General features: G+C 64.6%; 22 protein-coding genes. 14 read left to right on the top strand and 8 right to left on the bottom strand.

Annotation, left to right across the window (positions count from 1 at the left end; all coding sequences use genetic code 11):
- Nucleotides 1-5: 5 nt before the first annotated feature.
- From M2332_RS03660 to secA, 11 genes are all read left to right on the top strand, one after another.
- Complete coding sequence (locus M2332_RS03660; RefSeq protein WP_413715168.1) at nt 6-401, top strand: YdbL family protein; 396 nt, start codon at nt 6-8, stop codon at nt 399-401.
- A gap of 181 nt (nt 402-582) precedes the next feature.
- A complete protein-coding gene (locus tag M2332_RS03655; protein ID WP_181559878.1) occupies nt 583-906 on the top strand; it encodes an AtpZ/AtpI family protein in 324 nt (107 codons plus the stop codon).
- A 44-nt stretch (nt 907-950) separates the two neighbouring features.
- Nucleotides 951-1,736 carry a F0F1 ATP synthase subunit A gene (locus M2332_RS03650; protein ID WP_181559877.1) on the top strand — a complete coding sequence of 262 codons (786 nt, stop codon included), beginning with the start codon at nt 951-953 and terminating at the stop codon, nt 1,734-1,736.
- A 47-nt stretch (nt 1,737-1,783) separates the two neighbouring features.
- The gene (locus M2332_RS03645) at nt 1,784-2,011 is read left to right on the top strand and encodes a F0F1 ATP synthase subunit C (protein WP_014076610.1); all 228 of its coding nucleotides are present in this window, start codon (nt 1,784-1,786) and stop codon (nt 2,009-2,011) included.
- An 86-nt stretch (nt 2,012-2,097) separates the two neighbouring features.
- A complete protein-coding gene (locus M2332_RS03640) occupies nt 2,098-2,583 on the top strand; it encodes an ATPase (RefSeq protein ID WP_181559876.1) in 486 nt (161 codons plus the stop codon).
- A gap of 1 nt (nt 2,584) precedes the next feature.
- Nucleotides 2,585-3,238: a F0F1 ATP synthase subunit B gene (locus M2332_RS03635; RefSeq protein ID WP_264573015.1), complete on the top strand. Its 654-nt coding sequence runs from the start codon at nt 2,585-2,587 to the stop codon at nt 3,236-3,238.
- Nucleotides 3,239-3,374: 136 nt separating this feature from the next.
- Nucleotides 3,375-5,297, top strand: coding sequence for an excinuclease ABC subunit UvrC (uvrC, locus tag M2332_RS03630; protein WP_264574883.1), 1,923 nt, complete (start codon nt 3,375-3,377; stop codon nt 5,295-5,297).
- Nucleotides 5,298-5,394: 97 nt separating this feature from the next.
- A complete protein-coding gene (secG, locus tag M2332_RS03625) occupies nt 5,395-5,796 on the top strand; it encodes a preprotein translocase subunit SecG (protein ID WP_181561429.1) in 402 nt (133 codons plus the stop codon).
- Between the two features lie 79 nt (nt 5,797-5,875).
- The gene (locus tag M2332_RS03620) at nt 5,876-7,510 is read left to right on the top strand and encodes a CTP synthase (RefSeq protein WP_264573014.1); all 1,635 of its coding nucleotides are present in this window, start codon (nt 5,876-5,878) and stop codon (nt 7,508-7,510) included.
- 122 nt (nt 7,511-7,632) lie between these two features.
- Nucleotides 7,633-7,896: a hypothetical protein gene (locus tag M2332_RS03615; RefSeq protein WP_264573013.1), complete on the top strand. Its 264-nt coding sequence runs from the start codon at nt 7,633-7,635 to the stop codon at nt 7,894-7,896.
- Between the two features lie 126 nt (nt 7,897-8,022).
- Complete coding sequence (gene secA, locus M2332_RS03610; protein WP_264573012.1) at nt 8,023-10,758, top strand: preprotein translocase subunit SecA; 2,736 nt, start codon at nt 8,023-8,025, stop codon at nt 10,756-10,758.
- A 63-nt stretch (nt 10,759-10,821) separates the two neighbouring features.
- Here the strand turns inward: secA and M2332_RS03605 are convergent, their stop codons facing one another.
- From M2332_RS03605 to M2332_RS03570, 8 genes are all read right to left on the bottom strand, one after another.
- The gene (locus M2332_RS03605; protein WP_264574882.1) at nt 10,822-12,081 is read right to left on the bottom strand and encodes an MFS transporter; all 1,260 of its coding nucleotides are present in this window, start codon (nt 12,079-12,081) and stop codon (nt 10,822-10,824) included.
- Between the two features lie 142 nt (nt 12,082-12,223).
- Nucleotides 12,224-13,027, bottom strand: coding sequence for a TrmH family RNA methyltransferase (locus M2332_RS03600; protein ID WP_264573011.1), 804 nt, complete (start codon nt 13,025-13,027; stop codon nt 12,224-12,226).
- A gap of 21 nt (nt 13,028-13,048) precedes the next feature.
- Nucleotides 13,049-13,327: an HPr family phosphocarrier protein gene (locus M2332_RS03595; protein WP_181559870.1), complete on the bottom strand. Its 279-nt coding sequence runs from the start codon at nt 13,325-13,327 to the stop codon at nt 13,049-13,051.
- Nucleotides 13,324-13,728, bottom strand: a complete 405-nt coding sequence (locus M2332_RS03590) for a PTS sugar transporter subunit IIA (protein ID WP_181559869.1) — start codon at nt 13,726-13,728, stop codon at nt 13,324-13,326. The genes M2332_RS03595 and M2332_RS03590 overlap by 4 nt, the downstream gene beginning before the upstream one ends.
- Nucleotides 13,725-14,735, bottom strand: coding sequence for an RNase adapter RapZ (rapZ, locus tag M2332_RS03585; RefSeq protein ID WP_264573010.1), 1,011 nt, complete (start codon nt 14,733-14,735; stop codon nt 13,725-13,727). The genes M2332_RS03590 and rapZ overlap by 4 nt, the downstream gene beginning before the upstream one ends.
- 2 nt (nt 14,736-14,737) lie before the next feature.
- Nucleotides 14,738-15,184, bottom strand: coding sequence for an HPr kinase/phosphorylase (locus M2332_RS03580; RefSeq protein ID WP_264573009.1), 447 nt, complete (start codon nt 15,182-15,184; stop codon nt 14,738-14,740).
- Nucleotides 15,181-16,803 carry a sensor histidine kinase gene (locus M2332_RS03575; protein ID WP_264573008.1) on the bottom strand — a complete coding sequence of 541 codons (1,623 nt, stop codon included), beginning with the start codon at nt 16,801-16,803 and terminating at the stop codon, nt 15,181-15,183. Before M2332_RS03575 ends, M2332_RS03580 begins: the two co-directional genes overlap by 4 nt.
- Nucleotides 16,772-17,479 (bottom strand): response regulator transcription factor, encoded by a 708-nt coding sequence (locus tag M2332_RS03570; RefSeq protein WP_264573007.1) that lies wholly within the window; start codon nt 17,477-17,479, stop codon nt 16,772-16,774. Before M2332_RS03570 ends, M2332_RS03575 begins: the two co-directional genes overlap by 32 nt.
- Nucleotides 17,480-17,748: 269 nt before the next feature.
- Here M2332_RS03570 and M2332_RS03565 point away from each other — a divergent pair, with 269 nt between their 5' ends.
- The 3 genes from M2332_RS03565 (at nt 17,749) to M2332_RS03555 (ending at nt 21,087) form a co-directional block, all read left to right on the top strand.
- Nucleotides 17,749-19,356 (top strand): phosphoenolpyruvate carboxykinase, encoded by a 1,608-nt coding sequence (locus tag M2332_RS03565; RefSeq protein WP_264573006.1) that lies wholly within the window; start codon nt 17,749-17,751, stop codon nt 19,354-19,356.
- Between the two features lie 148 nt (nt 19,357-19,504).
- Nucleotides 19,505-19,996: a hypothetical protein gene (locus M2332_RS03560; protein WP_264573005.1), complete on the top strand. Its 492-nt coding sequence runs from the start codon at nt 19,505-19,507 to the stop codon at nt 19,994-19,996.
- A 14-nt stretch (nt 19,997-20,010) separates the two neighbouring features.
- The gene (locus M2332_RS03555) at nt 20,011-21,087 is read left to right on the top strand and encodes a mechanosensitive ion channel family protein (protein WP_264573004.1); all 1,077 of its coding nucleotides are present in this window, start codon (nt 20,011-20,013) and stop codon (nt 21,085-21,087) included.
- The last annotated feature ends 1 nt before the right edge of the window (nt 21,088 follow it).

Below are 21,088 nucleotides of genomic sequence, written 5' to 3'. Positions count from 1 at the left end.
CATATATGCACAGCATTCGCGCCGCAGCGCTTGCGGCAGTTTTCGGTCTCGGCGTCGTCGGAGCGGCTCCGGCCATCGCGCAGGACGCGGTGGTGAGCGCCGCCAAGTCGGCCGGTACGGTCGGCGAGCAGTCGGACGGCTATCTGGGCGTCAACGGCTCGGTCAGCAGCGATGTGCGCGCCGCCGTGGATGCGCTCAACATCAAGCGCCGCGCGGCCTATACCGATCTGGCGGCCAAGCGTGGCGTGACCGTACAGGACATGGCGGCCGTGACCGGTTGTCAGACGCTGGCCGGGCGCGTTTCGGAAGGGCAGATCTATCGGATCGGCAATGGTCCGTGGCAGACCAAAGGCGCCGGGCCGATTGCGCTGCCGGATTATTGCGCCACCGCCACACGCTGAGCGATTCGCGCCACTGAGGGCCTAATTTTCCTCGAAAATCCGCCTGATCCCTCCGGCGCGGTCACCAGTGTTGACTTGCACGCCAACGCTTTCTACACGGGCCGCGCCTTGACGGGGGCGGCTCAGGCACGTCATGCAGCGCTGGTTTTTACGTCTCTTGGCGTGAACGGGAGTTGGCATGATGACAGAGACCGAACCTGGGCGAGACCCGATTGCCGAAGATGAACGCATCAAGTCGCTCAGCGAGCGGTTGGAACGTGCCGAGGCAGTCGAAAAGGTCAGGACCGGAGCGGACCGGGAAGTTGGCGGCGATAAGAACTATCGCCTCGGCAACCGGGTTCTTGCGGAGCTGATCGGCGGTCTTGTCGGCGGCGCGCTGATTGGATGGGTCCTGGACCGGTTCATCGGCACATCGCCCTGGCTCCTGCTGGTTTTCCTCTTTCTGGGGATCATCGTAGCCTTCAGGAATATTTGGAAGATTTCGATGAAGCGTCCTGAGAAGTAAGGGCGCTTTCGTCATAATCGCAGACGGCTTTTTGGGAATCAGACGTGGCAGAACCCGGCAAGATCGATCCTATGCACCAGTTCGCCATCGAGCCGCTGTTCGGTACCGAACAGTGGAGCCTCGGTGGTTACAACATTGCGTTCACCAACAGCGCGCTGTGGATGGTGATCACGGTCGTCGTTCTGTGGGGCTTCATGCTGCTCGGCATGAAGCGCGATCTGGTGCCGGGGCGCTGGCAGGCGGCTGTAGAGTCGATGACCGGCTTCATCGCGAAGCTGACCGATGACAATATCGGCAAGGGCGGGCGCAAATATGTGCCCTATATCTTCTCGCTGTTTATGTTCATCCTCTTCGCCAACCTGCTTGGCCTGCTGCCCATCGGCATTTTCGGCCTGCATCCCTTCACCTTCACCAGCCACTTCACGGTCACTGGTGTTCTGGCGATCCTGAGCTTCTCGATCGTGCTGATCGTCGGCTTCTGGAAGCATGGCCTCAAGTTCTTCTCGTTGTTCGTGCCGCACGGTACCCCGCTGTGGCTGATCTGGCTGATCCCCATCATCGAGTTCGTCTCGTTCATGGTGCGCCCCTTCTCGCTGGGCCTGCGACTGTTCGTCGCGATGATCGCCGGTCACATTCTGCTCAAGGTGCTTGCCGGCTTCGTGATCAACGCTTCGGCTGCTGGCGTGGCGCCCGGCCTTGGCGTCGGCATCCCCAGCTTTGCCCTGATGGTCGGCATCTCTGCGCTGGAGATCCTGGTCGCTGGCATCCAGGCCTATGTTTTCGCACTGCTCACGTCGCTGTACATTCACGACGCCGAGCATCTGCACTGAGTTTCAACCAACGACCAAATCGAGTTTCAGAAAAGGAGTTAAGTAACATGGACGCAGAAGCCGCAAAGCTGATCGGTGCCGGTCTGGCTGCTATCGGTGCCGGCGTGGCCGCGCTCGGCGTGGGTAACGTCTTCGGCTCGTTCCTTGAGAGCGCGCTGCGCAATCCGGGCGCTGCCGACGGCCAGCAGGGCCGTCTGTTCATCGGCTTCGCCGCCGCAGAGCTTCTCGGCCTGCTGGCGTTCGTCGTCGCGATGATCCTGATCTTCGTCGCCTGATCGCCCGCAAGACGACAGACGATGATGTGGAGCCGGCGGCTGCCCAATGACGGGCTGCCGCCGGACCGCGCAAACGGACAGGTGATATGCCTCAGATAGCCCAGCTCGCCGCAACCTACTCGTCGCAGATCTTCTGGGTTCTGCTGACATTCGGGTTCGTGTTTTTCGTGATCGGTCGCGGCATGGTGCCGAAGATTCAGTCCACGGTGGATGCGCGCGACAAGAAGATCGCCGACGATCTCGAAGCGGCCCGTGCGAATTCGGCCAAGGCCGATGCGCTCGAAGCCGACTGGCGGGCGAAGGAAAATGAAGCGCGTGCCGCTGCGCAGGGCCGTCTGGCCCAGGCAAAGGCCGAAGCTGCTCGCAATCGCGAGGCTGCGCTGGCCAAGACCGACGCGGCGCTCAGCGAAAAGCTGGCCGCAGCGGAAGGCGAGATCGAGGCCGGCCGCGTGAAGGCGCTGGCGCAGATCGAAACCGTTGCAGCGGATGCCGCAGCGGACATCGTGCAGAAGGTCGCAGGCACGCAGGTGTCGCCGGATGCGGCGCTCAAGGCAGTGAAGGCGGTACTCTGATATGGCAAACCAGACCATGACACAGGTTGCCGAGACAGCCCCGGCAAGCGACAACGGCTCCGGCGCCGTGCAGTTCAATCTCGAAAACGCCGACAAGGTCCAGAATCTGGACGGCGACATCCACGCGGCCACGGAAGCCGTGGGCGGCCCCGAGCACCATGTTCCGGACGCCACCGCTTTGGGGATGGATGCGACGGGCTGGGTCAGCCTCTCGATGCTCGTGTTCGTTGCGGTGCTGATCTGGAAGAAGGTGCCGGCGCTCATCGCCCGGTCGCTGGACGCCAAGATCGCGACGATCCGCAATCAGCTCGACGAAGCCGCGCGGCTCCGCAAGGAAGCCGAAGCGCTCAAGGCCGAGTATGAAGGCCGGATCGCCTCTGTCGCGAAGGAAGCCGATGCGATGCGCTCGGCGGCCGAGCAGGAAGCAGCCGATCTCATCACCGCAGCGCAGGCGGAAGCCGAAGCGCTGGTCGTCCGTCGCCAGAAGATGGCGGAAGACAAGATCGCCGCAGCTGAGCGCGCGGCCATTGCCGATGTGCGCGCCAAGGCGGCTGCAGCGGCGACGGCAGCAGCGGGCGTGCTGATCCGCGAGACCCACAGTGCCGCGGCCGACAAGGGCCTCGTCGACGACGTGATCGGCAAGCTCGCGCACTGAACGACCTGCAGATTGATGGCTTAGAAAGGCCGGGCCGAGCGATCGGCCCGGCCTTTCTGCTTTTGAAGGGTCGTGGTTGGGTCGGTTGAGGCAGGAGGCCGTTGTCCTGTCCGCCTCGGGCGCCTAAATGGCGCGGATGACCGAGCGGCCATCGTCCCCCAATCGCTTCAACGAAGAAAAAGCGACCTCCACCATCCGGGGTAGTGAACTGCCGGACGTGGACGCCGGCGTCGCGGCGATTCGCGAGACGCTGAAGACCTTGGGCACGCGACCCGGCGTGTATCGAATGCAGGATGCGCGCGGCGACGTCCTGTATGTCGGCAAGGCGCGGGCGCTCAAGAATCGCGTATCCAACTACACGCAGGTCGATCGCCTGCCGCGCCGGCTGCAGCGCATGGTCTCGCAGACCCGCTCGATGACGATCGTCACAACCCAGAGCGAGGCCGAGGCGCTGCTGCTGGAAGCGCAGCTCATCAAGCGCTTTCGGCCACCCTACAATGTGCTGCTGCGCGATGACAAAAGCTTCCCGTTCATCCTGCTGCGCGAGGATCACGCCTTTCCGCGCGTCCAGCTCCACCGTGGTGCGCGGCGCTACAAGGGGCAATATTACGGGCCGTTCGCCGGGGCAGGGCAGGTGCGCAAGACGCTCAACGCGCTGCAGAAGCTGTTCCTGCTGCGCAGTTGCACGGACAGCTTCTTCGCCAATCGCTCGCGGCCCTGCCTGCTGTATCAAATTCGCCGCTGCTCCGCGCCCTGCGTCGGACGCATCAACGAGGCGGATTATGCGGCCCTGACCCAGGACGCGCAGGACTTTCTCGGCGGCAAGTCCACGGCGGTGCAGGCGCGGCTCGGTGAGGCGATGAATGCGGCGGCGGAGTCGCTCGATTACGAGATGGCGGCGGTCTATAGAGATCGGCTCAAGGCGCTGACCTTCATTCAGGGCAGTCAGGCGATCCACGCCGAGGGGTTGGGCGATGCCGATATCTTCGCGCTCGCCAGCCGCAATGGCGGCATGTGCATCCAGGCCTTCTTCATTCGCGGCGGGCAGAATTGGGGGCATCGCAGCTTCTTCCCGGTCCACACCGCCGAGGTGGGCGAGGACGAAGTGCTGATGCAGTTCATGGCGCAATTCTATGAGGATGTGCCGCCGGCGCCACTGGTACTCTGCGATCGCGAGCCGTCCGAGACGCTGCTGCTCGCCGAGGCGCTGAGCCAGAAGCTGGAGCGCAAGGTGCGCGTCGAGGTGCCGCAGCGCGGCAGCCGCGTGAAGCTCATCAAGCAGGCCCAGCGCAATGCTGAGGAAGCGCTGGAGCGCCGTCAGGCCGAGAGCAGCGCGCAAGGCAAGATCCTCGCCGACATGGCCGAGCTGCTGGGTCTGGAAGGTCCGCCCAATCGCATCGAGATCTACGATAACAGCCACATTCAGGGCACCAGTGCGCTGGGGGCGATGGTGGTTGCGGGGCCGGAGGGATTCCGCAAGAGCGGCTATCGCAAGTTCAACATCAAGCGCCCTGAAACCGTCGCGGGCGACGATTATGGCATGATGCGCGAAGTGCTCGGTCGCCGTTTTGGCCGCGCGGCCGAGGAAGATCCCGATCGGGAATCCGGCGAATGGCCGGACCTGGTGCTGATCGATGGCGGGCGGGGCCAGCTCAACGCAGCCCGCAAGGCGCTGGAAGAGATGGGCATCGAGGATGTGCCGATGGTCGGCGTCGCCAAGGGGCCGCATCATGGCCGCGAGGGGCGGGAGGTCTTCCATCTGCTGGACGGGCGGGATTTCCAGCTCCCGGTCAATCACCCGGTGCTGTTCTACCTGCAACGCCTGCGCGACGAGGCCCATCGCTTTGCGATCGGCGCGCACCGGCAGAAGCGGGCCAAGGCGATCACTGTCAGCTCGCTGGACGAAGTGCCCGGCATCGGTCCCGCGCGTAAAAAAGCGCTGCTCATGCATTTCGGTACCGCCCGCGCCGTGCGCAACGCCAGCCTTGACGACCTCCAGCGTGCACCCGGCGTTTCATCGGCGGTCGCGCAGACGGTCTATGATTATTTCCATGGCTGAGCGGATTCATTGCGACCTGCCGCAAAGGTTGATGCCCGGCGCAATGCGCGCTAAGGGCGCTGCTTCAACACCCGTCGGGATGTCCTAACCGCTCATGCTGTTCACCTTTCTCCTTGTCGTCCAGGCGATCATCGCCTTCGCGCTCGTCACTGTCATTCTGATGCAGCGGTCCGAGGGTGGCGGGCTCGGCATGGGTGGCGGTGGCAGCCCGTCCGGTCTGATGTCGGCGCGTGGCGCGGCGGATTTCCTTAGCCGGGCGACCAAGATTCTCGCGACCTTGTTCGTGGGCATGAGCATCGTGCTGGCGGTGATTGCCGCCACGCAGCACCGGGCCGCGACGATCGATACCTCGCTGGTCGGCCAGTCCGGCACCAGCGACATGTCGGCGCCGATTGCCGATGGCGACGGCATTTCCGGGGCGGCCAACAGCGCGGCAGCACCGGCCGGTCCGGCCTCGGCGCCTGCCAATGGTGCGGCCGGCGCCCCGCTCGCGCAGTAACGATCCACCAGTTTTTTTCACCGGTGGCGGATTCGTCCGCTTGCCCTTCCGTTCGAGTTCAGCGTAAGCCTCCTCTCCCATGGCGCGGTTCATATTCATCACCGGCGGCGTGGTCTCCTCGCTTGGAAAAGGCCTTATGGCTGCGTCGCTTGCGGCGCTCCTCCAAGCGCGTGGCTACAAGGTCCGCACCCGTAAGTTCGATCCCTACCTCAATGTCGATCCCGGCACGATGTCGCCTTATCAACATGGCGAAGTCTATGTGACGGATGACGGGGCGGAGACCGATCTCGATCTTGGCCATTATGAGCGCTTTACGGGCGTTGCGAGCCGGCAGGCCGACAACGTCACGCAGGGGCGCATCTACCAGACGATCATCCAGCGTGAGCGGCGCGGCGATTATCTCGGTGCCACCGTGCAGGTGATCCCGCACGTGACGGACGAGATCAAGCGCTTCGCTCTGGCCGAGACGGACGATGTCGATTTCGTGCTTTGCGAGATCGGCGGCACGGTCGGCGATATCGAGAGCCTGCCGTTCATGGAGGCCATCCGCCAGCTCCGCAATGAACTGGGCCACGGCCAGACCGTGCTGGTCCATGTCACGCTTGTGCCCTATATTGCAGCGGCCGGCGAGCTGAAGACCAAGCCGACCCAGCACAGCGTGCGCGAGTTGACCTCGCTCGGCATTCAGCCCGACATTCTGCTCTGCCGCACCGAGCATCCGCTGCCGGACAGCGAGCGGGCGAAAATCGCCTTGTTCTGTAATGTGCGCACGGAAGCCGTGATTCCCGCGCTGGATGCCAGCAGCATCTATGCCGTGCCGGTGCAGTATCACCGTGAAGGGCTGGACCGGGCCGTGCTGAGCGCCTTCGGCATCGAAGGTTCGCGCGAGCCGGACCTGACACGCTGGTTCGACATCATGGACCGGCAGGTCCACCCCGAAGGGGAAGTGACCATCGGCGTCGTCGGCAAATATGTCGGCTTGCCGGATGCCTACAAGTCGCTGCACGAGGCGCTCGTGCATGGCGGGTTGGCCAATCGGGTGAAGGTGAAGGTCCAGTGGCTCGATGCCGAGCTGTTCGAGGCCGAAGACAGCGACATCGCGGCCCAGCTCGAGCCGATGCATGGCATTCTTGTGCCTGGCGGCTTTGGCGTGCGCGGCTCGGAAGGAAAGATTGCCTCCGTGCGGTTCGCGCGCGAGCGGGGCGTGCCCTTCTTCGGCATCTGCCTCGGAATGCAGATGGCCTGCATCGAGGGTGCGCGGAACACCGCCGGGATCGAGCGCGCCTCGACCACCGAGTTCGGCGAGACCAGCGAGCCGGTCGTGGGCCTCATCACGGAGTGGATGAGCGCCGAGGGGCTGCAGACCCGCAATGTCGATACCGACCTTGGCGGCACCATGCGCCTGGGCGCCTATCCGGCCAAGCTGAGCGGCAACAGCGTCGTTTCCAGCATCTACGGTGCCGAGGATATCAGCGAGCGCCATCGCCACCGCTACGAAGTGAACGCGGCCTATCGCCAACCGCTCGAGCAGGGCGGCCTCATCTTCTCGGGCATGTCACCGGATGGCACGCTGCCGGAAATCGTCGAGCGGCCGGATCACCCATGGTTCATCGGCGTGCAGTTCCACCCGGAGCTCAAGTCCAAGCCGTTCGATCCGCACCCGCTGTTCGCCAGCTTCATTGCGGCGGCGCTCAAGCAGAGCCGGCTCGTCTGATCCTGCACCAGCCATGGACGGCCCGTTTCCGGATCGTTCATGGTGAAGGGCGTAGACGAACCGCTTGCCGCATCCTATGTGGGGTGCGTCTTACCGGCCGGGATGCCTGCGACTTGCAATTGATGATCCTTCTGTCCGCGCTTCTTGCGTCGCTCTCCGGCCTGATGGTCGGCGAGAGCCGCGTGGCGCCTGCACAGGTGGAACTCAGTGCAGAATCGCAGCAGGCTCCCTCCAGTGAGCAGGCGATTGCAGTCGCGCGGGTCTTGATCAGCGCTGACACGCGGGCCGAGGCCGTCCTTGTACGGGCCGATCAGGCTACGGCGCTGGCGCTGCCGGCCCGCAGTGGCCGCACCCACCTTTCCCTGAAGCAGAGCTGGCTGATCTAAGCCCGCCGCAGGCCGCCATGTTGCCGGTCTGCCATTCTGCTGTTCGCGCGCTGGCTCCCGGCGCGTTCGCTTGCCGGTGTGTGAACCGGCGCCCGACCTTTCCGTTTTCAGACAGGAATTTCCGATATGCTCGGCGGCGTTGCCAAATTCTTCTTCGGCTCTTCAAATGAGCGTTACGTCAAGTCTCTCAGCAAGACGGTCAATCAGATTGCCGCATTCGAGCCGACGATGGTCGCCATGAGCGATGATGAGCTGAAGGCGCAGACGGCCAAGTTCCGCAGCCAGCTCGCTGACGGCGCGACGCTCGACCAGATCCTGCCCGAGGCGTTCGCGACGGTGCGTGAGGGCGCGAAGCGCGCGCTGGGCCAGCGCCATTATGACGTTCAGATGGTCGGCGGCATCGTGCTCCACCGCGGCGAGATCGCCGAGATGCGTACCGGTGAAGGCAAGACGCTGGTCGCGACGCTCGCGACCTATCTCAACGCGCTGCCCGGCAAGGGCGTCCATGTCGTCACCGTCAACGACTATCTCGCCCGGCGCGACTGCGAATGGATGAGCCAGCTCTACAACTTCCTGGGACTGACCACGGGCGTGATCGTGCCCAACCTCTCCGAGCCGGAGCGCCGCGCGGCTTATGATGCGGACATCACCTACGCCACCAACAACGAGCTTGGCTTCGATTATCTGCGCGACAACATGAAATATGAGCGTGACCAGATGGTCCAGCGCCCGTTCAATTACGCGATCGTCGACGAGGTGGACTCGATTCTGATCGACGAGGCGCGCACGCCGCTGATCATTTCCGGCCCGACGGACGACAAGTCCGAGATGTATATGTCCGTCAACGCGCTGGTGAAGAACCTCGCGGATGAGGATTACGAAAAGGACGAGAAGCAGCGCTCCATCGTGCTGACCGAGGACGGCACCGAGAAGGTGGAGCGGATGCTGGAGGACGCAGGGCTGCTCCAGGGCGCCAATCTCTACGATTTCGAGAACACACAGGTCGTCCACCATGTGAACCAGGCTCTGCGCGCCAACTTCATGTTCCGGCGCGACATCGATTATATCGTGAAGGACGGCAAGGTCGTCATCATCGATGAGTTCACCGGCCGCATGATGGACGGGCGCCGCTGGTCTGACGGTCTGCACCAGGCCGTGGAAGCCAAGGAAGGCGTGAACATCGAGCCGGAGAACCAGACGCTGGCTTCGATCACCTTCCAGAATTATTTCCGCATGTATCCCAAGCTCTCGGGCATGACTGGTACGGCGGCGACCGAGGCGGCGGAATTCTACGACATCTACAAGATGAACGTGGTGACCATCCCGACCAACCTGCCGGTGCAGCGTCAGGACGATCAGGATCTCTTCTACAAGAGCCTTGAGGACAAGTTCAAAGGCATCGCCAAGACCATCGGCGAACATGCCGCCAAGGGCCAGCCGGTGCTGGTGGGTACCGTCTCCATCGAAAAGTCTGAACTGCTCTCCAGCTTCCTCAAGGAAGAGGGCGTCAAGCACTCGGTGTTGAATGCGCGCTTCCACGAGCAGGAAGCCGGCATCGTGGCTCAGGCCGGGCGGCTCGGCGCGGTGACCATCGCGACGAACATGGCCGGCCGTGGCACCGATATCAAGCTGGGCGGCAACCTGGAATTCCGGGTTGAGGATGAGCTCAAGGACATGCCGGAAGGCCCGGAGCGCGATGCCGCGATTGCGCGGATCGAAGCGGAAATCGAGGCCGAGCGCCAGCAGGTGCTCGCCGCCGGCGGCCTGTTCGTGCTCGGCACGGAGCGGCATGAGAGCCGCCGTATCGACAACCAGCTGCGTGGCCGCTCGGGCCGTCAGGGCGATCCGGGCCTGTCCCGCTTCTACCTCAGCCTCGATGACGATCTGCTGCGCATCTTCGGCCCGGACACGCTGTTCGCGCGCATGATGCGCTCCAGCCTGGAGGATGGCGAGGCGCTTCCGCCCTCCAAGTGGATGAGCAAGGCGATCGAGACCGCGCAGAAGAAGGTCGAACAGCGCAACTACGAAATCCGCAAGCAGGTCGTCGAGTATGACGACGTGATGAACGACCAGCGCAAGGTGATCTACGAGCAGCGCAGCGAGATCATGGATGCCGAGACGGTCGGCGACGTCGTCACCGAGATGCGCCATGAGACGATCAACGACATCGTCGGCGCCGCCTGTCCTCCGGGCACCTACCCCGAGCAGTGGAACATTCCGCAGCTCAAGGAGCGCCTTGAGGCGGTGATGAGTCTGACGCCGGACATCGATGGCTGGCTGACCGAGGACGTGGTCGATCCGGAGCTGTTCGTCGAGCGCCTCACCGTGCTGTCCGATGCCGCGCTGGCGGAGAAGGTCAATGATCTCAAGCCCGAGACCTGGGCGCAGATCGAGAAGAGCATCCTGCTGCAGAATCTCGACCATCACTGGAAAGAGCATCTGGCGACGCTCGATGCCCTCCGTCAGGTCGTCCACCTGCGCGCTTATGCGCAGAAGACGCCGATCAACGAGTATAAGCAGGAGGCGTTCGCGCTCTTCGAGCGGATGCTCGAGAACATCCGCGAGGATGTAAGCCGCACGGTCAGCCATGTCCAGTTCCAGATGCAGGACCCGGCGCCGCCGCCGCTGCCGGAACTGCCGGACTTCCTCACCAGTCATATCGACCCGTTCACGGGCGAGGATAACAGCGCGGACATCGATGCCGGCACGCGCGGGTTCATCACCACCACCATTCCGCGCGCCGCGACGGCTGCGGCGGTGGGTGAGGGCAATCCCTATGCGGGTGAGGAAATCAGCCGCAACGCGCCGTGCCCCTGTGGTTCCGGCGAGAAGTACAAGCATTGTCACGGCGCCTTGGCCTGACAACGACCCTGACGAGGATCTGATGGCCGGGCGAAAGCCCGGTCACGTCCGGCCCGGCGGCCTTCAGCCGGGCTGCGAGGCCCTCGGCGCCAGCCACACCAGTCCGATGAGGCTGATCACCGCCGCGCCGGAGAGGTAGAGGCCCACAGCGCTCACCCCGTGCGTGCTCACCAGATATTGCGCGGCAATGGGTGCCATGGCCCCGCCGATGATCCCGCCCACGTTGAAGGCGAAGGATGAGCCGGAATAGCGCACGCGCGGCGGGAAGAGGGCGGTCAGCCATTCGCCGAGCGGGCCGTAGGTAAAGCCCATCAGCAGCAGCGACATGGCGAGGATGAGGAAGAGCGCCAGCGGATTGGCGGCATCGAACCCGGCGCCGAAGACGATGCCGAGCGGCACCGTCGCGGCGCATCCGGCGATCAGCACACGGCTCGCCGAGCGCATGTCCGACCACCAGCCGGCCACGATGATCCCCAGCGCGAGCATCAGGATCGCCGCAAGCTGGATGGTCAGCACCTCGCTGCGCGCCATGCCGATGTTCACCGTGGCGTAGCCCAGCGCGAAGGCCGTGGAGATGTAGAACAGCGCGAAGCAGCAGACGACGGCGAGCGTGCCGGCCATGGTCGCGCGCACATGGCGGGTGAGCAGTTCCGCCAACGGAATGGCTGCCGGCGGCTCGGCCTCCAGCGCCGCCTTGAACTCGGGCGTCTCGCCCATCTTCAAGCGCACCCACAGGCCGATGATGACCAGCAGCGCGCTGGCAAGGAAGGGAAGGCGCCAGCCCCACGCCATGAATTGCGCATCGCTGAGCCAAAGGCCGAGCAGCAGGAACAGGCCATTCGCGGCGACAAAGCCCAGCGGTGCGCCAAGCTGCGGCATCATGCCGAAGCGCGCGCGCCAGCCCGGCGGGGCATTCTCCACCGCCAGCAGCGCAGCACCACCCCATTCGCCGCCCAGGCCGAAGCCCTGGCCAAAGCGCAGGATACAGAGCAGCAGCGGCGCGACCCAGCCGATCATCGCATAAGTCGGCAGGAAGGCGATGAGGAAGGTCGAGCCGCCCATCAGCATGAGCGAGGCGACGAGCGTCGATTTGCGGCCGATCCGATCGCCATAATGGCCGAACACGGCGGCGCCGAGCGGGCGCGCCAGAAAGGCGAGGGCGAAGCTGGCATAAGCTGCCATCAGCTGCGCGGTGGGCGACGTGGCGGGGAAGAAGAGCGGGCCGAAGACGAGGCTCGCCGCCGTCGCATAGATATAGAAATCGTAGAACTCGACCGTGGTGCCGGCCAGACTCGCGACGAGCACGCGGCGGTGCTTCACCATGGCGGACAGGCCGCTGGGCGCCGGCGTTCCGGCGGTTGCTGCGTCGTTCAAAGTCGGCCCCCCTCACATATGACGGCGATGCCCTAGCTCAATTCCGGGCAGCAGCGCTAGATGGCGCGAATGGGGGGTGACAGGAGAGGGATCAGCGCCGGCGCTGCTGGTTCAGCACTTCATAGGCCATCACGGCCCCGGCGACGGAAGCATTGAGGCTGTCCGCACGGCCCATCATCGGGATTTTGACCAGCAGGTCGCAGGCGGCCTCATAATCGGCGGGGAGGCCGCGCGCCTCATTGCCGATTACGAGAAAGGTCGGGGCCTCGTAGCGCGGCGCCTGATAATCGTGCTCGGTGTTGAGACTGGTGCCGACAAGCTGGCCCGGCCCCGTGCGGAGCCAAGTGAGGAAGTCAGCCCAACTCGCCTGCGCGATGGATTGGGTGAAGAGGGCGCCCATCGAGGCCCGCACCGTCTCGACGGAAAACGGATCGACACAGTCATCCACAAGAATCACGCCGCCGGCACCGACCGCGTCGCCGATGCGCAGCAGCGTCCCCAGATTGCCGGGATCGCGCATGGCCTGTGCGACGAACCAGATCGGCGCCGCGCTGCGATCGAGCGCGGGGAGGGGGGTCAGCCGGTCGGGATAGACGCCGACGAGCGTCTGCGCATTGTCCTTGCCGGAGATCTTGCCGAGAATATCCGCGCTGGTGAGGATGACATCGCCGCCTTTCGCCTCGACCGCCACGATCAGCTCGTCGGCCAGCGGATGCGGGCGGGCATCGCTCGCCATGAACAGCATCTCGGGCAGAATGCCGCGCTCGCGCGCTTCAGTGAGGATACGCAGGCCCTCGGCCAGAAACAGACCTTCGCGCTTGCGCAGCTTCTTTTCCCGCAAGCCGCGCACGCGCTTGACGAGCGGGTTGGAAAAGCCGGTGATTTCGCGGGGCATGGTCAGCAGGGCCGCACAGGATCAGTCTTCGCCGAAGCGATTTTCGACCAGCTCGATGACGGCAGCCAGCGCCGCTGGGGCATCGTCACCGCTCACCGAGACGGTGATATCATCGCCCATGGCGGCGCCCAGCATCATCAGGCCCATGATCGAGGTGCCGACCACTTCTTGCCCATCCTTGCGTACCATGATGGTCGCCGGCAGGCTGCTCGCCAGCGTGACGAACTTGGCGCTGGCCCGCGCGTGCAGGCCACGCCGGTTGGCGATGCGCACGGTTGCGCTGGCTGTCTCGCCGCTCAAGTGGCGTCTCCCAGCAGCTCGGAGGCGACGCTGATATATTTGCGGCCCGCTTCCCGCGCGGCGGCGACCGCTTGCGTGACGCTCATGTTGCGGCGGGCGCTTTCGAGACGGATCAGCATGGGAAGATTGACGCCGGCAATCACTTCCACGCGCCCGGCGTCGAGCAGGGAAATGGCGAGGTTGGAGGGGGTGCCGCCGAACAGGTCGGTCAGCAGGATCACGCCTGAGCCATCATCGACGCGCTGCACGGCGGCGGCGATGTCGGCGCGCCGCACCTCCATATCGTCATCGGGGCCGATGCAGACGGTTTCTATGGCCTGTTGCGGCCCTACGACATGTTCCATGGCGACGCGAAATTCCGTCGCGAGCCCGCCATGGGTTACGAGCACGAGTCCAATCATGGTGAGTGTGCGCCCCGCCCTTCGATTTCCGTTGGTACGATTTCTTTTTTGCCTTGGCGCCGGTTCTCATAGGCGTCCAACTGGACTGAATCCAGATTGCGGTGCGCAATGGTGGGCGAAAAGCCCGCCCGGCGCAAGCGTTCTGCGATCTCTTCCGTCACGCACACCGAGCGGTGGCGACCGCCGGTGCAGCCAAAGGCGATGGTGACATAGGCTTTCCCTTCCTCGCTGTAGCGAGGAAGGATGGTGACCAGCAGCTTCTCGATCTGGCCCACGGCCGCCTCGAACAGCGTGTCCGCCATCACATAATCGCGGACGTCCGGATCGAGGCCGGTCAACGGGCGCAGCGTCTCGTCCCAATAGGGATTGCGCAGGAACCGCATGTCGAACATCAGGTCGGCATTGCGCGGAACGCCGCGCGCAAAGCCGAAGGACAGCAAGGTCAGGGTCGATTCGAAACTGCCCGCAAAGCGCTGGCGGATCGCCTGCTGCAGGCCGTTACTGGTGAGGTCCGAGCTATCGACGACATGCTCGGCCGCGCGGCGCAGCGGTTCCAGCAGCTCGCGCTCCCGGGCAATCCCGTCCGCCGCCGGGCGGTCCAACGCCAGAGGGTGGCGCCGCCGCGTCTCGGCATAACGCTGCTCAAGCACCGTGCCCGAGCAATCGAGGAACAGCATCTCGACCTCATAGCCGGTGCGCTCGCGCCCATCCCCTTGGCGCAGGGCGGCGATGGCCGAGAGGATCGTATCCGCCGCGAAACCGCGCGTGCGGCTGTCGATGCCGATGGCGACCGGGCGGCCCGCCTGTTGCTCATGACCGGCCGGCAGCGGCGCGGCGAGCAGCCGGTCGAGCAGCACCAGCGGCAGATTGTCGACCGTTTCCCAGCCGGCATCCTCCAGCGTGCGCAGGCTGGTCGATTTGCCGGCGCCCGAAAGGCCGGTGACCACCAGGATGCGCTTGGCGCCGGGAGCATGGGGGACAGGTGACAGGGCAGGGGGCTGGTCCATGCCTACCCCTTCGCCTGCCCGTCGAGACGAAGCAATGCCCATTCGGCCTTGATCGGGGCGGAAGGCTCCAGACCGGCCAGCACGACCAGCGGCAGTTCGACACCCAGAAGGGAAAATGTGGACCCGATGTCAGGCATGCGCACGGGCGCTTCATCCAGTCTGATCGCAAGACACGCAATCACGCCACCGACATGGGGCGTTTCGACAATGCCAAGGTGGCGAATTTCCAGCTTGCCCGCAATGGTTTCCGGCGCGTCAAGGATCAGCTTGCCGTCCCGCTTTGAGGCGCGGGTGTAATCGTCGCTGATCAGCATCGCGCCGCGATCGATGAGGCGCAGGGCAAGGTCTGACTTGCCGGACCCGCTGCCGCCGATCAGCAGCACGCCCTTGCCTCCGATGGCGACGCTGGTAGCGTGGATGGTTTGGCAATGGGCGGGATCGTCGCTCATGTGCCGCTGCGCGCCTTCGCGCTGTTTGGCGGGGGCACATCCTGCTCGGCCAGGGGCAGGGTCACGACAAATCGCGCACCGGTCTTACCATCGAGGCGCGCCTCGACATAGATGGAGCCGTGGTGGCCCTCCAGAATCGTGCGGGCGATGGCAAGTCCCAGGCCGCTGTGATTGCCAAAGCCGTCCCGCTCCGGGCGCACGCTGTGGAACCGCCGGAAGATCGCTTCCCGCTCACTCTCCGGCACGCCTGGGCCTTCGTCTTCCACCGCCACGATAGCCTTGCTGTCTTCGGCTGACAGCGTCAGGCGAATCCGCCCGCCATCGGGTGAGAAGGAGCGGGCATTGTCGATGAGATTATCCACCACGCGGACCAGTTTCTGCGGGTCACCGGAGACGAACACGGCGCCACGGCCCGGCCCTGCATAGCTCAGCCGAACGGCGGGACCATCCTCCCGCGGGCCATGGTTGCGCACCATCCGTCCGATCATCCGCCCGAGATCGATGGTCTCGAACGGCGTGCGCGAGAGCTGGGCGTCGATGCGGGTTGCCTCGGCAATGTCGCTGACCAGCCGGTCGAGCCGGCGCACATCGTCCTGTGCGATGGCGAGCAACTTGGCCTGCAGGGCCGGGTCCTTGATCTGGGCCAGCCCCTCGAGCGCCGAACGCAGCGACGCGATGGGGTTCTTGAGCTCATGGCTCACATCTGCCGCGAAGGCATCGGTCGCATCGATGCGCTGGCGCAATGCCTGGCTCATGTCGGAGACGGCGCGGGCCAGCATCCCGATTTCGTCGCGCCGATCCGGCAGGCGCGGCACGATGACTTCCCGCGCGCGCCCCAGGCGCACGCGCACCGCAGCGCGGGCGAGGCGACGGAGCGGGAGCACGATGGTCCGCGCAAGAAAGAGCGAGAGCAGCACGGACACGAGAATTGCCGCCGCAAAGACGAGCGCAATGCGCAGGCGCTCCGCCCGGACGATATCCGTGATGTCCCGCGTGTTTGCGGTGGCGAGCAGTACGTCGCCGCGCCCGGCTTCGTCGAGCGGGCGGGCGACGCTGAGGAAAGGCGTGCGGTCCGGCGCGAACCGATAGGCCGAAGCTGGCGCGCGGGTGCGGGCGGCCTCGCGGGCTTCCGGCCAGGCATCGCGGCGATCCTGCGCCGGCTCCTTCACATAGGCTGGGCGGTCCGCCAGCGCGATGGTCTCGACAATGCGGTCCAGCACGCGCGCCAGCTTGATGTGGAGCGGATCGCGCATCGGATCACGCAGCGTGTAGCTGGGTGGGATGAGGCGAAAGCTGTCGGCCAATTTCGTGCCGTCCGCATCATAGATGCGCAGCCGCAAACCCGTGGTCTGCGCTGTGCGCAGCAGTAACCGGGCGCGATCGCTGGCCGGGGCAGTCTCCATCGCAGCGGCGATCAGCGCGGTTTCCCGGCTGATCGACACCAGCCGGCCGTCGATCAGCCGCGCCCGATAGCTATCGAGATAGAAGAAGCCGCCAGCCAGAATGGCAAGCGCGAAGATGTTGACCGCGAGGATCCGCCGGGTGAGCGAGATGCGCGTGGTCCATTCGCCGCTCGCCAGGCGCTCCTCATTCCTCGTTGAAGCGATATCCGGCGCCATAGAGCGTATCGATTGCGTTGAACTCGGGAGCAACTTCGCGGAATTTCCGGCGCAGGCGCTTGATGTGGCTGTCGATGGTGCGGTCGTCCACATAGATGTCGTCCTGATAGGCGGCATCCATCAGTTGATTACGGGTTTTCACAATGCCTGGCCGCTGGGCGAGCGCTTCGAGAATCAGGAACTCGGTGACGGTCAGCGCGACGTCCCGGCCATCCCATTGCACCCGGTGGCGGGCGGGGTCCATGCTCAGCCGGCCGCGTGCGATGGTTTCGGTCTCGCCTTCGCCGCCATTATCATCGCGCGGCTGGCTGAGTGCCGTGCGGCGGAGCAGCGCCCGCACCCGCGCAATCAGCAGCCGCTGCGAGAAGGGCTTGGCGATATAATCGTCCGCGCCCATCGCAAAGCCAAGTGCCTCGTCCAGCTCGTCGGTCTTGGAGGTCAGGAAGATGAAGGGCAGATCGCTCTTCTCCCGCAGCCGGCGGAGCAGCTCGATGCCGTCCAGATTGGGCATCTTGATGTCGCACACCACGATATCCGGCGGGTTCTCGATCAGCGCCTTGAGCGCGGCCTGACCGTCCGGATAGAGTCGCGTCATGAACCCTTCCGCGATCAGGGCGATGCTGAGCGAGGACAGGATGTTCCGATCGTCGTCGACCAGGGCGATGGTAGCGCTCATCGAGCTTTGCGCCGATCCTCTGACTATTGCTGGTCATTCGGCCTAGACGAACGCGGGACCGGGCGCAACCTGGGCCGGGCGGACGATAGGGAATCCGCTGTTTTGTCCCGCCACCGGACGAAAGCGACAGATGCGCGGCACTGCACAACGGGTGGCGTTTGACGCTGGGCCATCAAACCCTTATGCGCCGGGGACGGGGCTGAATTTGAAGTTTTCTCGCGGAGGACGGCCGTAGGAGCCCGCCCTGCGTTTTTGCTTAGGAGACAGGTGTGCAGGTTATCTCTTCCTTTGGTCTTGGCGACCAAGGCATATCGACGTCGGCTGACGTCAAATGGAATCTTCTGACCGCGCCTTTGGTGGAAGAAGCGGTTCGCAACGGCGAGGGCGTGCTGGCCAAGGATGGGCCGCTGGTTGTCGAGACCGGCAAGCACACCGGCCGCAGCGCGAAAGACAAGTTCATTGTGCGCGATGGTACGACCGAGGACACGGTCGCCTGGGGCGACGTGAACGTGCCGATGACGCCGGCGCAGTTCGCCACGCTCAAGGCGGATTTCTTCGCCGCGCTGGGCGAGAAGAAGCAGCTTTACGTCGCCGACCTGTTCGGCGGGTCGCAGCCCGAGCATCGCGTCAACGTGCGCGTGATCAACGAGTTTGCCTGGCACAATCTGTTCATCCGCACGCTGCTCGTGCGCCCCGAGCGCGATGAGCTGGCCGGCTTCAAGCCCGAATATACGATCATCGATCTGCCGACCTTCCGCGCGGACCCCGCCAAATATGGCTGCCGCAGCGAGACGATCATCGCGGTCAACTTCACCGAGAAGCTGATCTTGATCGGCGGCACGGCCTATGCCGGCGAGATGAAGAAGTCGGTCTTCTCTATCCTCAACTATCTGCTGCCGGCCAAGGGCATCATGCCGATGCACTGCTCGGCCAATATCGGCCCGAATGGCGACACTGCGGTGTTTTTCGGCCTGTCCGGCACCGGCAAGACGACTCTCAGCGCCGACGCCAGCCGCACGCTGATCGGTGACGACGAGCATGGCTGGTCGGATACCGCCGTCTTCAACTTCGAGGGCGGCTGCTACGCCAAGATGATCCGCCTCTCGGCCGAGGCCGAGCCGGAAATCTACGCGGTTACGAAGCGCTTTGGCACGGTGCTGGAAAACGTCGTGATCGATCCCGACACGCGCGAGATCGATCTGGACGATGCGACGCTGGCGGAGAACAGCCGCGGCTCCTACCCGATCGACTTCATCCCCAATGCCTCGGCCGACAATCTCGGCCCGGTGCCGAAGAACATCATCTTCCTCACCGCCGATGCCTATGGCGTGCTGCCGCCGATCGCGCGTCTCACGCCCGATCAGGCGATGTATCACTTCCTCTCGGGCTATACCGCGCGCGTCGCGGGTACGGAAATCGGCGTGACCGAGCCGCAGGCGACCTTCTCGACCTGCTTCGGCGCGCCGTTCATGCCGCGTCGCCCGAGCGTCTACGGCAATCTGCTCAAGGAGCGGATCGCCAAGGGTGGCGTGAAGTGCTGGCTGGTCAACACCGGCTGGACCGGCGGCAAGGCAACCGATCCGGGCATCAGCCGTATGCCGATCAAGGTGACGCGTGCGCTGCTCAACGCAGCGCTCGACGGCAGCCTGAACAACGCCGAATTCCGCATCGATCCCAATTTCGGGTTCGAGGTGCCGGTGGCGGTTGGTGATATCGACCCCAATATGCTCGATCCGCGCGCCGCGTGGAGCGACAAGGCGCGCTATGACGAGACGGCCGCCGAGCTGGTCGGCAAGTTTGTCGCCAACTTCGCGCAGTTCGAGGCCGACGTGGACGCGTCCGTCCGCGACGTGCTGAAGGCTCCCGTCGCGGCCTGACGCGCGCCGATTGACGCCTTTCGAGGCTTATGAGCGGCGGCTGCCCATGCTAGGGTGGCCGCCGTTCTCATATCTGCGGGGGGTACGCATGAGCATATGGAATGGCCTGTCGGTCGCAAATGATGCCGCGCAAGCTTAGGGCGCCGTCGTGACGACAGATAACAATCATCGCTTGTTCGGCGATGCCGCCCCCATCCACGCAATTGGAGCGGGGCTTCTGGATTGCACCTTGCCGCGCGAGCGCTGGACGCATGAGGCGCACCTCGCTGCCTGTTTCTGGCTGATGGTCGAGCGACCGGACATCGATCTGGATCATGAGATCGCGCCGATCATCCGTCGCTACAATGCCAGCGTGGGCGTGCCGAACGATGATCGCCACGGCTATCATGAAACGATCACGCGCGCGTTTCTCGGGGGAGTGCGGCTTTATCGGGCCGAGCATGTAGGCGGTGCCCTGCTGGATCAGGTCAATGGCCTGCTGACCTCAGCACAGAGCGCACGGGACTGGCCGCTCAATTTCTGGTCGCGCGAGCGTCTCTTCTCGGTCGAAGCGCGGCTGTCCTACACGCCGCCGGACCTGGAAAAGCCTGCGCTGGCGGACTTGCTTCCCTACCTGCCGCGGGAACCGGATCGCGCCTGAGCAGTAAAAGGGACATGTTTCCCGAGCATTGGACCCTGCCGCCATTACTGGAATCGCTGATGCTGGGCGTTCTCGCCGTCCTGGCGGCCCTGGCTCTGCACTGGATCAGCGTGCGGGTGCTGCGCCGTCTGCTGACCCATGCGCATTCTGAAGGTGGCCTCGCCTTGCTCCGCCGGGCGCAATGGCCGTCGCGCTGGCTGCTGGTCGCCTTCGCGCTGGCGTTCCTCCGTCCGTCGCTAACGTTGGGAGAGCGCGGTCACCTGATCTGGAGCCAGGCGGCGGCCATGATCGTACCGGGATTGATCGGCTGGCTGGCGGTTGCCCTCATTCGCGGCACGCAGGATGTGGTGGAGCAGCGGACGGATATCAGCGTAGCCGACAATCTCCGCGCCCGGCGAAAGCGCACGCGGACGGGAATTCTCGGCAGGATCGCCGTGGTGCTGGTGATCTTCATCACCCTGTGCCTCATGCTGTTCAGCATCCCCTCGGTGCGGGCGGTGGGTGTGACGCTGATGGCCTCGGCCGGCCTTGCGGCCTTGGCGGTCGGCGCGGCTGCGCAGCCCTTGCTCAAAAACGTAATCGCGGGCATCCAGCTTGCCTTCACCGAGCCAATCCGCATCGATGACGTTGTCATCATCGAAGGCGAATGGGGCAAGATCGAGGCGATCTACATGACCTATGTGGTCGTGGCGGTGTGGGACGAGCGACGGCTGGTCGTGCCCATCTCCCGCTTTCTCGAAGACAGTTTCCAGAACTGGACTCGCTCAACAAGTCAATTACTTGGCTCGGTTTTCTTCCATCTCGACCCAACGGCCGATATCGATCAGCTGCGGGTCCGCTATGAAGCGATCGTGGCTGCCTCGCCGCTCTGGGATGGGCGGGTGAAGGTGCTTCAGGTGACGGAGGTGCGCCCGGACGCTATCGAGGTGCGCGGCCTCGCCAGCGCGCGCAATGCGGGCGAGGCCTTCGACCTGCGCTGTGAGATTCGTGAGAAGGTGCTGGCCTTCATCCGCGATGAGATGCCTCAGGCGCTGCCCCGCCACCGCGGCCTGCTGGCGCGGGATGTCACTGAACGGGCGCATGCCGGGTGAT

Origin of the sequence: Sphingobium sp. B11D3A (assembly GCF_025961695.1) — a bacterium.
Lineage (GTDB): Bacteria > Pseudomonadota > Alphaproteobacteria > Sphingomonadales > Sphingomonadaceae > Sphingobium.
Note: the sequence above shows the minus strand (reverse complement) of the source record. Positions and strands in the feature narration are given on the sequence as shown.

What these genes read in the sequence shown, in the direction of transcription:
- M2332_RS03640 (WP_181559876.1), top strand. Translation starts at nt 2,098, where the DNA reads ATGCCTCAGATAGCCCAGCTCGCCGCAACCTACTCGTCGCAGATCTTC.
- M2332_RS03635 (WP_264573015.1), top strand. Translation starts at nt 2,585, where the DNA reads ATGGCAAACCAGACCATGACACAGGTTGCCGAGACAGCCCCGGCAAGC.
- secA (WP_264573012.1), top strand. Translation starts at nt 8,023, where the DNA reads ATGCTCGGCGGCGTTGCCAAATTCTTCTTCGGCTCTTCAAATGAGCGT.
- uvrC (WP_264574883.1), top strand. Translation starts at nt 3,375, where the DNA reads ATGACCGAGCGGCCATCGTCCCCCAATCGCTTCAACGAAGAAAAAGCG.
- rapZ (WP_264573010.1), bottom strand. Translation starts at nt 14,735, where the DNA reads ATGGACCAGCCCCCTGCCCTGTCACCTGTCCCCCATGCTCCCGGCGCC.
- M2332_RS03645 (WP_014076610.1), top strand. Translation starts at nt 1,784, where the DNA reads ATGGACGCAGAAGCCGCAAAGCTGATCGGTGCCGGTCTGGCTGCTATC.
- M2332_RS03570 (WP_264573007.1), bottom strand. Translation starts at nt 17,479, where the DNA reads ATGAGCGCTACCATCGCCCTGGTCGACGACGATCGGAACATCCTGTCC.
- M2332_RS03580 (WP_264573009.1), bottom strand. Translation starts at nt 15,184, where the DNA reads ATGAGCGACGATCCCGCCCATTGCCAAACCATCCACGCTACCAGCGTC.
- M2332_RS03590 (WP_181559869.1), bottom strand. Translation starts at nt 13,728, where the DNA reads ATGATTGGACTCGTGCTCGTAACCCATGGCGGGCTCGCGACGGAATTT.
- M2332_RS03600 (WP_264573011.1), bottom strand. Translation starts at nt 13,027, where the DNA reads ATGCCCCGCGAAATCACCGGCTTTTCCAACCCGCTCGTCAAGCGCGTG.
- M2332_RS03575 (WP_264573008.1), bottom strand. Translation starts at nt 16,803, where the DNA reads ATGGCGCCGGATATCGCTTCAACGAGGAATGAGGAGCGCCTGGCGAGC.
- M2332_RS03615 (WP_264573013.1), top strand. Translation starts at nt 7,633, where the DNA reads ATGATCCTTCTGTCCGCGCTTCTTGCGTCGCTCTCCGGCCTGATGGTC.
- M2332_RS03605 (WP_264574882.1), bottom strand. Translation starts at nt 12,081, where the DNA reads ATGGTGAAGCACCGCCGCGTGCTCGTCGCGAGTCTGGCCGGCACCACG.
- M2332_RS03555 (WP_264573004.1), top strand. Translation starts at nt 20,011, where the DNA reads ATGTTTCCCGAGCATTGGACCCTGCCGCCATTACTGGAATCGCTGATG.
- M2332_RS03620 (WP_264573014.1), top strand. Translation starts at nt 5,876, where the DNA reads ATGGCGCGGTTCATATTCATCACCGGCGGCGTGGTCTCCTCGCTTGGA.
- M2332_RS03655 (WP_181559878.1), top strand. Translation starts at nt 583, where the DNA reads ATGACAGAGACCGAACCTGGGCGAGACCCGATTGCCGAAGATGAACGC.
- M2332_RS03660 (WP_413715168.1), top strand. Translation starts at nt 6, where the DNA reads ATGCACAGCATTCGCGCCGCAGCGCTTGCGGCAGTTTTCGGTCTCGGC.